9 protein-coding genes are annotated in these 13,824 nt (G+C 48.0%); 3 read left to right on the forward strand and 6 right to left on the reverse strand.

What is annotated here, in order from left to right:
* Positions 1–3: 3 nt before the first annotated feature.
* Entirely contained in the window at positions 4–486 is a 483-nt protein-coding gene (locus PQG80_RS09695) for a GyrI-like domain-containing protein (protein ID WP_271751093.1), read from the reverse strand.
* Positions 487–583: 97 nt separating this feature from the next.
* Between PQG80_RS09695 and PQG80_RS09700 the strand changes: the two genes are divergently transcribed.
* On the forward strand, positions 584–1,549 hold the full coding sequence (locus tag PQG80_RS09700; RefSeq protein ID WP_271751094.1) for a helix-turn-helix transcriptional regulator: 966 nt from the start codon (positions 584–586) through the stop codon (positions 1,547–1,549).
* A gap of 96 nt (positions 1,550–1,645) precedes the next feature.
* Here the strand turns inward: PQG80_RS09700 and PQG80_RS09705 are convergent, their stop codons facing one another.
* From PQG80_RS09705 to PQG80_RS09725, 5 genes are all read right to left on the reverse strand, one after another.
* Positions 1,646–4,198, reverse strand: coding sequence for a glycoside hydrolase family 97 N-terminal domain-containing protein (locus PQG80_RS09705; RefSeq protein ID WP_271751095.1), 2,553 nt, complete (start codon positions 4,196–4,198; stop codon positions 1,646–1,648).
* Between the two features lie 27 nt (positions 4,199–4,225).
* Positions 4,226–6,325: an alpha-galactosidase gene (locus tag PQG80_RS09710; protein ID WP_271751096.1), complete on the reverse strand. Its 2,100-nt coding sequence runs from the start codon at positions 6,323–6,325 to the stop codon at positions 4,226–4,228.
* A gap of 110 nt (positions 6,326–6,435) precedes the next feature.
* On the reverse strand, positions 6,436–8,091 hold the full coding sequence (locus tag PQG80_RS09715; RefSeq protein WP_271751097.1) for an extracellular solute-binding protein: 1,656 nt from the start codon (positions 8,089–8,091) through the stop codon (positions 6,436–6,438).
* A 100-nt stretch (positions 8,092–8,191) separates the two neighbouring features.
* Positions 8,192–9,133, reverse strand: coding sequence for a carbohydrate ABC transporter permease (locus tag PQG80_RS09720; protein ID WP_271751098.1), 942 nt, complete (start codon positions 9,131–9,133; stop codon positions 8,192–8,194).
* A 30-nt stretch (positions 9,134–9,163) separates the two neighbouring features.
* Positions 9,164–10,123 (reverse strand): ABC transporter permease, encoded by a 960-nt coding sequence (locus PQG80_RS09725; protein WP_271751100.1) that lies wholly within the window; start codon positions 10,121–10,123, stop codon positions 9,164–9,166.
* A gap of 239 nt (positions 10,124–10,362) precedes the next feature.
* Here PQG80_RS09725 and PQG80_RS09730 point away from each other — a divergent pair, with 239 nt between their 5' ends.
* Both PQG80_RS09730 and PQG80_RS09735 read left to right on the forward strand, forming a co-directional pair.
* Positions 10,363–11,946: a response regulator transcription factor gene (locus PQG80_RS09730; protein ID WP_271751101.1), complete on the forward strand. Its 1,584-nt coding sequence runs from the start codon at positions 10,363–10,365 to the stop codon at positions 11,944–11,946.
* Complete coding sequence (locus PQG80_RS09735; RefSeq protein ID WP_271751102.1) at positions 11,943–13,694, forward strand: sensor histidine kinase; 1,752 nt, start codon at positions 11,943–11,945, stop codon at positions 13,692–13,694. The genes PQG80_RS09730 and PQG80_RS09735 overlap by 4 nt, the downstream gene beginning before the upstream one ends.
* Positions 13,695–13,824 lie beyond the last annotated feature (130 nt).

Consider the following 13,824-nt stretch of genomic DNA (forward strand, 5'->3'; position numbering starts at 1 on the left):
CGTTTATTTCTTCACAACCGGAATCCACATCTCCCCGTAGACAACGCCGTCTCGCTGCCCCATCTCGACCGTTGCATTGGGGCCGCCCACATAGGCGAAGGTATCGGCTGCCGGCAACACTTGGCCAAAGGCAATGCCGGTAAGCGTGCCGCTGAGCTCGTCGGCCGTCTTCCCTTCGCCTTGAATGACCAGGTACTGTCCTTTAGGGAATTGGATCACGCTGTGTTCTTCCGGTACCGATGCATCTGTCATGACGCCGGCATAATACATCCTCCGCGTGCGGTTTACCAGCTCGTTGACAGCAAAGACGTAGCCGTTCGCAGCGACAGCCTTTAATGCATCGAGCCTTCCATCCTGCTCCACGGTCCGCCAGAAGTTTTCCTTCTCCTGGTTCATGCCCGCATAGTCGTTGTACTCGCTCTGCAGTTCCGTTCCGATCCCTACAACGATAAAGCCGTCTTTTTCCTCCAGGGTATAAGTTGCCATCATCCCAGCTCCTTTTTCCAGTTGGTTTGTTTTTCTGCTTGATAGGTTTATAATAACGATTAATCATGTCAAAATATGATACTGTTTAGAGGGCCCCGTGAGAAAAGTTGAACGGATTAACGTCATCATGCGGTACATCAACAACCGCGCCCATTTCACCATTTCGGAGATCATGCACGAGTTCGACATCTCCCGTTCGACGGCGATTCGAGATATCAGGGAAATTGAAGCGATGGGAATGCCGCTAGTCGCGGAAGTCGGGAGGGACGGGGGCTACTTTGTGATGAACAACTCCGTCCTGCCCACAGTTCGTTTTACCGATAATGAGATTAAAGCTCTTTTTATCGCCTTCATGGCCACGCGCAATCTGCAGCTTCCTTATCTCAAGAGTCGCCACTCCTTAGCGGAAAAACTGCTCGGCCTGATCTCCCAAAACCAGCAAGACGATCTGGTTTTGTTAAATCAAGTCCTGCTCTTTGAAGGTACCAATCCCCACAATCCGGACCTGCTTGATCTATCCGATCTGCCCCATCCGATGTTAGAGCAGCTCATCCAGATCCTTCTTAAAGACCGCTACTTAGTGGTCACCGTCGAAGAGGGTAGGAAGTTACAGTCTTATCCCATCTATCTCATGCGCCTCTACCGTGAGAAAAGCGCTTGGCAAATTGAAGGCTTCGACCTAGAGGAGGAGAAGCGGCGGATTATTCCCGTCGACAATCTCGCCGACGTCAAACCCTACCCCGAGAAAAAAAGAATCAGCAAGAAGAAAATCGTAGAACAACTACGCAATCAGGAAGAAGCCGTCAACCTCATCCTCGAGCTTGGTCCCAAGGCGATTGCCCAGTTCAAAAAGTACCATCCTTTAAAAATCACCATCTCCTACACGAATCCTTATCAAACTACGGCTATCTTAAAGACGTTTATTCATGTTCATCATCCGGATGAATTGGCTGAGATCACAAGTTGGCTGCTTTTTTTAGGCGAAGATATCAAGGTCAGGGAGATACCGAAGGAGGTTGTGGAAGGATTGCAGGGAAGAGTGGCAATGTTGGGGAACAAGTAATTGACCCGTACGCGAAGCAAGAAAAAAGCATCCTAGGAGGCTTCCGATTCCCCGAGGATGCTTTGTTTTGCGCAACATGTTCAACTGTACCCATTCTCATTCATCTGCCGTAATCGCAAAACCGTATAAATGAGCTGCCCGCCCTTGATCATTGTATAGACGCACCGTATTCTTGCCCGCTTGCATCCAGATCCGGATCTCACGCTGATCCCTAATATCCCAAGTCGGGAAACCCCAGCCTGCCGTGTTGTGCAAATTGGTTCTGTACGTGTGCGCTCCTCCGTTAAGCTCTACGCTCAGGTCTCTGCTTTCCCCTGCACAGTAGTCAAAGCGCATGAGATAGTAACCATCCTTAGGCAGCATAATAGAGTCGAACTTAAGCTCGCCTCCATGACCAAGACCCGTAACCTTTTCCACGCCCGATGCGTCCAATACAAATTCTGCGCCGCCGCTCAGGCTGCCTTTTCCAACCGGAATATACAATTCCTTCGGCGGATTGTTATCAATAATATGGATTCGCTCCAACGCGGGCACAGCTCCAGCGATACGTTCGATGAACAAAGCGCTCTCGCCGCCAGCGAAGGGAAATACCACATCTTTGGTCAGGAATATTTTATTAGAGCCGCTCTGCGGCATCTCTATGACCACTTTGTTGATTCCGTCACTTACGCGCAGCGTCCAAGGCTCTTTCACTGCATAGAACAGCCTTATCGTCTGAGGCGCGTCCGTTGTTTTCACTGAAAATACAATGCCGCCATTCAGCAGTACGGCTTCCTGTTCATTTTCATAAACGACAGGCTCGCTGCCTTGCAGCGTTCGTGCCGCTTGCGCCAAGTACGCTGTTCTTGCTTCGCTCATGTAACCGGAACAAATCCCTTTGGGCAGCTCCGAGATTTCTTTTGCGATATAAATGCCGGCACCGCCGCTTTTCAGAAGCGGAAGTTCTATGACATCAGCGGAAGTCACTTTGCGGCGCTTCACTTTCATCATTTCGCCGCTGGAGTCATCCTCATAAATTTCGGCCTCAAACTCACCTTCGGGCAGGAAGTCCATTTTCAGACGCAAAATCATCGCTTCATTCGTGATGCAGCCAATCAGCCAGTCTTCTTTCGAGCGGCGTAAAATGGCTGCATGATGGCCTGGAAATCCGGACAGCACCTTTACCTCATCGTAAACGGGCCTCATGCGGCGTAAAAAGTCAGTCCCTCTCCACGCTTCCAAATAATAAATGGAGGCTGCAATGTGCGAAGCGCCGGATTCAAAAACAACTGAAAGCGCCATTTGGTGCCCTAACGTTGTATTACGGTTTTGGTTCGAAAATCCAGTCGGCGTATAATCCATCGGACCGATTACATTGCGCGTAAACGGAACCGTACAATTGTGCTTCGCGTCCGGCAGGCCGCTCCACATATAATGTTCAAGTCCCAATATCCCTTCCGCAGTCAGAAAGTTCGGCCATGTACGTCCTTCGCCCATGCATTTGGTTGCCCCATGGAAATTGATCATCAACCGATGCTCGGTCATCACATCGGCGATCATCTCATATTGACCCATCGTGTGCTGGGAATCGTTCTGGAAAAAATCAACCTTGAGTCCGTCTACCCCGCAGCTTGCCCACAACGCAATTTTTTTCCGTGCCGTTTCAGGCGTATCGATATACTGCATGGCGCTCCACAGCCATACGACAATGCCTTTCGAATGGGCATAATCGCACAACTCCTTCAGCCACGTAATATCCCAGTCCGCATCCACGGTGAGTCCTTCGAATCCGATCCCCGCCGCAAAGTCCACATAACGTTTTTGCTCCGTGTATAGCTGCGCGCTGTTCATATATTCCCACCAACCCCATAAGCAACGCCCAGGCTTGATCCAACTTATATCCTCCATCGCGGAAGGCGGATTCAAGTTGTAATTGATCGTCGTATTCACCATTTCGTTCAAATCGTCCGTCGCCACGATGACGCGCCAAGGAGAGGAGAACGGCAGCTTACAGGAGAGCGGCCTTCCCATTTCTTCCGGGGCGAACTCCAAGGACATGCTGCGGCCTCCGGCTCCGCGCAAGTGACATGAGCAATAGCTGCCGTCCGTGTTATATACCTCTGCTTCCGTAATCATGACCCAACCGCCATTGTCGGCGTGGAACAAGCTTGGCATTCCGTAATCTCTGCCTGCTTTGTCTTCCCATCCGGTGTGGTCATAGGTGGCTTCGTAGCTGTGTGTCCAATGCTGCAGCCACAGATCGTCGTAGGCCTCCGCCAAATTGAAATTCGTTGCTTCGCGCTTGACCTTCATAGGTTTTTCTACGTCGGACAGCACTTGATAGCGAAAAGCGGCACCATCCTCATAAGCGCGCGCGCACAGTACGAACGTATACGCGCCGCACGCAAACGCTAACGTCATCTCGTTCGCATGATTCCCATAAACGGCCTTTTTACCGGCCGGCAACGAATAGGTCTCGTCAATAACAGCACGCGCTTCCTTTATAAAACGAAAGCCTTTCGTGAAGTCTTCCAAATCGCTTTCAAATCCAAGCTTGCTTTGCTCGATTACCGCTTTTCCGTTGCGCTCAACGGCGTATTCTAACTCTTTATCGGCATTTTCATGAACCGTAATGCAAACGGCATGATTAGGCGAATACAGTTTCCACATCGTACAATCCCCTATACACTCGTATTTTTAACTTTCCGGCAGCAAGCGCACCATGCAGCTTGCGTAATCATGATTTAACGAAATAGGGAGACCGCTGTTCATCAAAAACGCACCGGAATATTTTTGCTGCAGCTGCCCTTCGATCTCTACCCGATAGCAGGTTTTCGCATCCAATCCTCTTGGACGAACAGAGAATACCGTACGCCAGCGAGAGGGGTGATCTAAGAATGCAAACAATACGCTTTCTTTCCCATTTTCATACTGCACGGCCTGCACACCGTCCACCGGCAACGAAGCCAAGCGGTGCAATTGCCCAAACTGAATCATCGGACGAATTTCTTTATAGAGCGACACGTACTTTTTCAGAAGCTCCATTTCCTCTTCCGTACGCTCATTTAAGTTGAGACCGATCCCGAGCGCGCCGCACATGGAGCCATGCAAACGGAATAACAGCGGCATAGCGCGTTTTCCGTTACTTCCCGAGTCGGTAACCCAGGCGCGCATATACTTGATGGGGTATAGATAGCTGTAGCCTTCTTGAATAGACAAACGATCCAAAGGATCCGTGTTATCGCTTGGCCAGAATTCGTCGAAATAATGCATCGCGCCATAATCCACGCGGCCGCCACCGCTTGCGCAAGCTTCCCATTCTACCTTTGGATGCAACGCCTTCAAGGATTGGATAATATGATAGAACGCTTTCGTATGCCTGTACCATATACTTTTGGATTCGCTGCGATCCAGCAAAGCCGAAGCAACCTCGCTCATTCCCCGGTTCATGTCCCATTTGATATAGGAGATATCGTTCTCCGTAAGTAACCGATCGATTTCACCAATGAGGTATTGTTGTACATCGCGCCTTGTAAGGTCCAGCATATACTGGTAGCGCCCTTCCATCACCGGACGACTGGCGTAATGGTAAATCCAGTCAGGATGGGCGCGATATAAGTCGCTGTCGCGGTTTACCATTTCCGGTTCAATCCACAGACCGAATTGCATGCCGTAGCTCTGCAGCTTTTGGGTCAGCGGCGCCAGTCCGTTTGGAAACTTTGCTGCGTTTACATGCCAATCTCCCAAGCCGGCATGATCGTTATGGCGCTGACCAAACCATCCATCATCCATGACAAACAGCTCCACGCCAATTTGTGCAGCCTTTTCAATCAGCTGAAGCTGCGCTTGTTCATTCACATCAAAATAAGTTGCCTCCCAGGAGTTATATAAGACGGAAAGAGGCTGATCTGCCATAGGCTGCGGCATCACATATCGTCTTGAAAATTCAGCCATCGCATTCGACATTCTGTCGAATCCATCCGGAGAATACCCTAGATAAAGCGCCGGCGTTTCCAGCGTCGCCCCGGCCGTCAACCGCCATTCAAAGTCCGTATCATTGATGCCGGCCAAAATATTTAAATACGCGTACGGCGTTTGCTCCAATACGATTTTGAAGTTCCCCGACCATGCCAGCGCGCCATAATATACTTCTCCGTATGTTTCTCCCGCGTTTTGATACAGGATAAAGCTCGGATTGGCCACATGACCGGTTGCGCCGCGCAGACTTTCCAGCACCGTTTTTCCGCCCATGATCTTTTGCTCGTAAGCATCGAAGTCGGAATTCCACATGCCGTTAAAATTTTTCAGATTCCAACCCGCTCCGGGCAACGAACACTCGCCCGAATGCAGACGCTCCACTGAAACGACTTCGTTGCCGCAGTTTTTTACCGTGCGGCGTTTCTCAATGATATCCACATCTTCATGCACCTTATAATGCAAGTACATCTGGAGCGGAAACGCCGTATCTTCCAAGAGCACGGTGAGCTCGTCGTTTTCGATGGTGTGCTTCACATAACGATAACGAAAATCTCTCGTACCATCTGCATAAGCGACTTTAAAAGAAGTTTCTTTGAAACGCATGGTTCCAAAAGAGGAGCATTCCTCTCTCTTCACGTCATAGATGGAGTGAAAGCCCTGCTCCCATACAAAGGGCTCATTTTTGAAATCTTCAATCGCATCTATGCGCGAGCCCCAATACAGATGCCGCAGCAGCCCTTCCTGATCTACACAAAAGCTATACGAACCATTTTTTGTATTTAACAAAAAGACATTGTTTTCTCCAATGAGAATAGCCATTTCCCGTCTCCTTGAAAATTGATCTCGTGCTCTCGCCATACACGGGGCAGGTACGCCTTGTCGCATGCTGCCCCGTTATGATAGCGATGACCTGTAGGATTGCTAGATGCTTATTTGTTTTCCGCCGCGTTGTACAATTCCATACGAACCTTATAATTATTCGAGTAAATATCCTCAATTTTCGCTGCGCTGTTTGCATCGATTTCGGCAATCATGTTTTTGTACATCCCATCGATTTCATCGTTTGATTTTGCATACACCATAGCGGAAAAGCTCGTGTCCATAATATCTTTGATTTTTTGCTCGCTCAGTGCGTCAGGCGTGCCTCCCTTTGGACCGAGATCATCGTACAGCGCGGTATCCCAAGTGGAGCCTGCCATGGATTTCAATGCATGCTGATTCACGTTATCTCTGTTGTAACGGAAGGTTAAGTCATAAGGCGTACCGTCTTCGCCCAATCCATTACGAATCATCCACGTCCATTTGCGCGCGCCCGTTGTTTTCGAGAAATTCGCCCAATCTTTACTGATGGCGTCCAGCGCTTCCTGCGTCGGCACATGAACGCCATTTTCCATGTTCCAGTTCATTCCTTCTTTGCCCCACATCAGTAGATATTGGCCTTCTTCGCTCGCCAGGAAGTCCAAAAATTTGATCGTTTCTACCGGATGCTTATTCGCTACCGTAATGCCGACTCCGTCCCAACCCAAAGAACTACGAGGCCCGTAGGTTGTTTTTGCCGGATCGACGCCCGGGGCCGTTACTTTAAACGCGTAGAACAGATGATTGGTATCCGTACCGTATTGAGCGCGAAATGCACTGTTGGCTTCGTTTACGATCCCGCCACCCGTCGCAAAAACACGTCCGCTGGCCGTCTTCTGTTCAAAATTTTGGGCTTTATTGATTCCCCACTCACGGTCGAGCAAGCCTTCTGTATAAAGCGTGTTGATGAATTTGATCATTTCCACGTAACGGGGATCTCTTACTATAAATTCAAGACGGCCATCATGCTCATAGTACGTTTTCATCCCATACATCGCCTTGAATGAACCAATGATGGCAGGCATTTGATCGGCGTTCACTGTCATCGGTATGGAAGGTTTCCCATCCACTTCGGGGTATTTCTCCTTAAATTTTCTCAGGAGATCCAAAAACTCATCCTGCGTAAAGGAATCCCCGGCCTTAGCGCGCTCGCCGTATCCGAACTCCTCCAGGACATCCATGCGCATACTGATGGCCCAGTTTGGATCCGGGTCCAATCCGTACCAGTTGTTCAAATAATAATTTTTGCCATCCTCGTACACGCTTTTGGATAGCACGTCGCCATAGCGCTTTTTAATATTCGGAGCATACTTGTCGATTAGATCGTTCAGCGGAATCAAGGCCCCGCCGGCAATGTATTTGTTCAAGGTAGCCACGCGTCTGTCAATCAGGGCAATATCGGGCAAGTCCCCGCTTACTAGCATCAGATTCAGTTTCTCGTCCGGATTACCGGTCGGTTGCTGAATCTCGATAAAGACACCCGTACGTTCCGTGATTTCCTTTGCTACAGGGTTAGTAAACGGATCGCCCACATTTTTGTCGAACAAAGTTAAGGTGATGGGTTTCTTCGGCGTTTCGTTTGATGCCTCGTTCGATGCTTCGTTGGATGCTTTGTTCGATGCTTCGGCTCCGGATAATTTATTGCTCGAATTGTTGTTTCCTGTATTGCACGCGCTCATAAGCATCATGCTTGCAAGTACCCCTGCCACGATGAGCCTTTTTTTCATAGCGATCCCCTCCTTGAATTAAAAGCCATTATTTAAACCACGTTCCGAGCTGACAAAGCTTCGGAAAGATGGAGAAAATACGTTCTATGGTTCGTATCCCTTAGCCTTTTACCGACCCGATAAGCATTCCTTTGAGGAGGTATTTTTGCAGCAATGGATATAAAAGAATGATCGGCAGCGTTGCTACCATGGTCACAGTCATACGGATCGTCTCGCTGGATACCGGCATTTTGCGCTGTTCATTGGCCAGCTGCTGTGCCTCGTTTAACATATCGTTCGTCTGGTACTGATTCAGAATTTTTACCAAGACGGCTGACAATGTTTTCAAGGATGCATCATAGGTGTAAATGTAGGAGTCGTACCATGCGTTCCAATGGCTAATGGCCGAAAACAAAGCGATGGTAGCAATAACCGGCGTACACACGGGCATAATGACTTTCAGAAAAATCTGAATGTCGTTTGCGCCTTCCATTTGCGCCGCCTCTTCCATTTCTTTGGGCAGACCCTCCATGTAGGTGCGAACTAATATCATCCAAAAAACGCTGATCACCCCGGGGAAAATGAACACCCAAAAGCTGTCGATAAGATTTAAGCCTCGCACTACCATATAGGTGGGAATCAATCCGCCGCCGAAATACATCGTAAATATAAAAAACAAGTTGATGCCGCGCCAACCCAAAAGTTCTCTTTTGCTAAGCGCATAGGCCAGCATCGAAATACAAGCCAGCGTAAGAGGTACGCCAATGACCGTTCGACCGACCGTCACGATGATGGAATTCAGAATTTCCGCATCCTTCAGTACGGTTTTGTAACTGTCCAGGCTGAAATCATTCGGCCACAGCATAAATTGTCCATAAGTAGGGTCGGACGCATCGTTCAGGGATAAGACGAAAATATGCCAGAACGGAAAAAACGTAATGATAAACAAGAGCGTTAAAGATCCATAAATGATCGTATTCCCCGTAATGGTGGCTAGCGTGTAACGCTGTAACCGCTTGCCTATAGCGCTTGACTTGTTAAACCGCGCAACCTGGTTTTCCATTCCCGTACTCCTCTCAGCTGCATATAGAGCTTAGAACAGGCGCGTATCGCTCATTTTCTTAGATAATTGATTAACCGTTACCACCAAAACGAACGCGACGACCGATTTGAACATACTTACGGCAGTTGCATACGAGAACATGCCATTCTGAATGCCATAACGGAACGCATAGGTATCCACCACATCGGAATACGACCTGTTCAGAGAATTACCAAGCAAAAAGTATTGATCAAAGCCGGTATTCAGCAAGTTACCAATGTTTAAAATCAGAAGAATAATAATCGTAGGCCGCAGCATCGGCAGCAAAACGTGATAGATTTGCTTCATACGACCGGCACCGTCCACTTTTGCCGCTTCAAACAGTTCCGTCGGAATGGCCGCGATGGCAGCCAAATACATGATGGAGTTATATCCCATTTCCTTCCACGCATTCGACAAGGCCACGATGATCCAGAACAGCTTTCCTTCCTGCATAAACAATACACCTTGTTCTACAACGCCGAATTTAATCAACAATTGATTGACAGGTCCATCAGCCGACAAAAATGTAATGACAATACTTGCAGCGACCACCCATGAAATAAAAAACGGTAAATAGGATGCGGTTTGTACCGTCCGTTTAAACCAAGTGATTCTGGCTTCGTTTAACGCTATGGCAATTAAAATGGGAACAATAAACCCTATGGACAGCGTTAACACGCTCGACACCAACGTATTGCGCATCACTTGCAAAAAATCTTGACCCGAAAAAAAGTATTCGAACCACTGAAATCCCACAAAATCCGCTTTAAAAAGAGATCCCCAGAAATCCCCTAAGGTCGGTTTGTAATCGATAAATGCCATGTACAAACCAGCCATAGGCGCATAAGCAAACAACACGGCCCAAACGACGCCCGGAACCAAAAGCAAAAATAAATATCGCTGCCGCAGCAGTCTTTTTATTGTGGGATATTTCAGCAACGGTACTTTTTCGTTGCTTCCGAGTTCCATTTTCCCGACTCCTCATACTCGAATTTTGATTATGAGTTCATCTTAGGGGATCCCGTTTTCTTTCGCTATCTCTCGATATTCCGATATCTATCCGAAAAACACGAACTTTTGCCATATGCAACGGTTCACGTGCGGCGAGCCTAATCCTTTGTTGCTGAGCTCATTGACAGTACCTACATACAAACTTATACTCTGTGCTATATATGGGAGCCATCAAAAAGGATATTCGCGGAGGGTCTATGTACACGATTATTTTAGTAGATGACGAACGGCTTACCTTAGACACCCTTGCCAATTATACCGATTGGGAACGAATGTCCTGCCGCGTCATCGCCACTGCGAACAACGGACGAGATGCATTAAAAAAGATCGAGGCCATGCAGCCGGATATCCTCATTACCGACGTCAAAATGCCTGTCATGGACGGCATTGAGCTCTGCAAACAAGTACATGCTCGCTTCCCCCATATTCAAATCGTTTTTTTAAGCGGATACAATGAGTTTGAATATGCTTGCGCAGCACTGCAGCATGGCGCCTGCGGCTATTTGCTGAAGCCGATCGACAACGAAGAACTGGCTGCCACCATGAAGATGGTCCGTCAACGTTGCGAAGAGCAGAAAAACCGTCTCCATTCCACCGTGTTAACGGCTGGAGAATATCTGCGCGAACTACTCCAGATCGGCGGCAATCTGCTCTCCGGCTTAGCGGATGAAGTCACCTCGATATACAACCGCTATTTGCATCTTCCTGCCGAGAACAAAACGTTTTATTTTGTATTTATCAGCATGGACGAATATATGCTGTTGGCAGATAAACCGCTTGCGATCGACGCGCCTCCCGGCGACTTTTCCACCGCGGAGAGATTGGAATTTTTCATCGCCGGATTGCCCAGTTTCTTCCCGGGCGTGCTGACCAAGCTGCGCGATGGCCAATGGATCTTCGTCACGCAGCAATCGGACAGTAACGCGTTTACGGAATGGCGGAATCAATCTGCGCATGCTCAACGTTGGATATCCCTATTCCTGACGAACGACCCGCAAACCCTGCTTTCCTTTACAAAAAATTGGCCGCAGATGCTGAAGGTACGCAATCATCTGGTTGCAACTCACGGCACAGGGCTTATTAGCGACAGCTGGGAAAACATGAACTCCACATGGCGCAAGGAACCCTTTCCCCCAACCAAGCGCTTGATTGCCGCCGTACAACAAAACCGCAGAGACCAAGTTGAAGAATGGCTCAATGACTTTTACGACGGCGGCCTGCCCCCCGGGAATATCAGCCAAGTTTTCGTAGATACCATTTCAGCGTTCGATTCTGTGTTGTCCGCCATCGGGGCTAACAACCGCCATTTGCAAGAAATAATCGAAAAGGATTCCAAGTTTTTCGGACGCCTTTCCCTTATGGAAAGCATGCCGTCTATGAAAACGCATATGCGGCAAATCCTGAGCATTATGATGGACGAGCTGGAAGCATCTCCCGCCGACCGGCATATCGAGATCGTCCAGGAATTATGCAGTATCATACAAAAAAATTATGGACAGGTGATTTCGATCGATGCGCTGGCGGAACTTGTCTTTCTTTCACCCAACTATCTCCGCACTATTTTTAAGGATATTACCGGGAAAACATTGCTGGAATATGTAACTCAGGTCCGTATGGATCACGCTTGCATCATGCTTCAGGAAACGAATATTAGGATTCATGAGATTGCAAAACGAGTCGGCTTTGAAAGCCCCTCCTATTTTGGCTCGATCTTTTTCAAACGCACGGGTCTCACGCCTAACCAATACCGTACGCACGCGAAAAAAAGACAACCCACATGAATACGCTGAAAAGGCTTTTCAAAAATTTGTCTTTGTTACAGAAGCTGCTTCTCATGTTTCTTACCGTAACGATTACCCCTCTTTTATTCATTACGGTTTTCTTCTATGATCGCACCGAGCAACGGCTGTTGGAGTTGACCTACGAGAATATGTCCAGCAGCAACCAACAAATCAACAGCAATGTAAATGCGCAATTGGATGGTCTCCGCCAAATTTCGTCTCTGATTTATACGGATGAAACTTTACAAACTTATCTTACGCAAACGTACACAAGCGACTATTCGTTCGTCGAAGCGTACCGATATATCGATGGTCTCTTATACAGCTTGCTGACCGCAAACAACAACATTGCTAGCATCAACCTTTATGTACACAACAAAACACTCCCTGAGGATGGTCTGTTTCTCAAACATATCACCCCTGAAAATCTGCCGATCGAGTATCTCATTCAATTACAACAAACATACGGCAACAATATATTCAGCAACGTGATTCAGGACAAAACCGGGAAAAACGTGATTTACCTGGGGCGTATTCTCAACTTTAACACCCAAAACCAACATTACGGGATGGCTACAATCGGTCTCTATGAAGAACTACTCTACCGGTTAATTGAAAAAGAAGAGCAAAATAAAAGCGTCTATTTGCTCAATGAAAAGAATCAGATTATCTCCGCAGCCGACAAATCGCTTTTAAACCTGCCGTTCAGCGAAGCCATCGGCCCCGACCTGTCTATCAATCAAGAAGTGGTCACCATAAACGGACATCGCCATCTGCTGGTGTATAACACCATGTATCATGGTTGGAAAACAGTCTCTCTCACCCCCATTGACGAAATCATGCGTTCATCTCGTAAGACAGCCATGCAAATCGTTGTCATTGCGCTTTTTAGTCTCGTCCTCTCTCTATTAATGATCATTGTCATGGCCAACTATTTTTCACGCCGTCTGCGTAAGTTAAACCGTCAGGCTTCGAAAGTAGAGCAGGGAAATTTCACCCTCTTGCCCGATGATTCAAGCAGGGATGAAATCGGTCAATTAGGCACGGCTTTCAACAAGATGAGCGCACGCCTCAAAGAGTTGATCGATACGCTGTATGTCAAGGAAATTGCCAAGCGCGATGCGGAACTTTATGCCCTGCAAAGTCAGATCAATCCGCATTTTCTTTATAATACGCTCTCGGGCATTTCCTCTCTGGCCATCCAAAACAGCGATCTGGAAGTAAGCAAACTCGTCAACCATCTCGCAAGATTCTATCAAACCTCGCTGAATATGGGGCATCAATATATTACGTTGGAAAAAGAACTTGCCCTTACAAAGCACTATCTTGCCATCCAGCATATGCGCTTCGAAGATAGCTTTATGGAACACTGGGAAATAGACGAAAGCCTGTTATCCTATGAAACGTTAAAATTGTTGCTGCAACCTTTTGTGGAAAACGCCATTAATCACGCCATAGACGATGACCATCATTGCCTGAAAATTGCCATTCGGGTTTACCCATCCGTGCACGTTGGCGTTCCAGCGCTCGTATTGGAAGTAGAAGACGATGGATGCGGAATGTCTTCCGATCAAGTAGCAGCCCTGTTATCTTCGGAATCGAAAGCAGGGTATGGAATTAAAAACGTTCATGAACGCGTGCAGCTTGCTTATGGGAAGGACTACGGCGTAACCATTCACAGTCAAGTTGGATGCGGCACCAAAATTATGATCATGCTGCCTTTGCAGCAGCAGCTGAACAATCGTTGACTGCCCCACGGGACTCCGGGTCTGCAGGCGAGATCGTTCGTTTCCGATAGGATTCAGAGGATATTAGGATGGATTAACTCTTTCCGTTCCCCCGATAATAGGGGCAGGTGATCGGTCCAGTATCACCGAT

This window comes from Cohnella rhizoplanae (assembly GCF_948329515.1).
GTDB classification, from domain to species: Bacteria; Bacillota; Bacilli; order Paenibacillales; family Paenibacillaceae; genus Cohnella; species Cohnella rhizoplanae.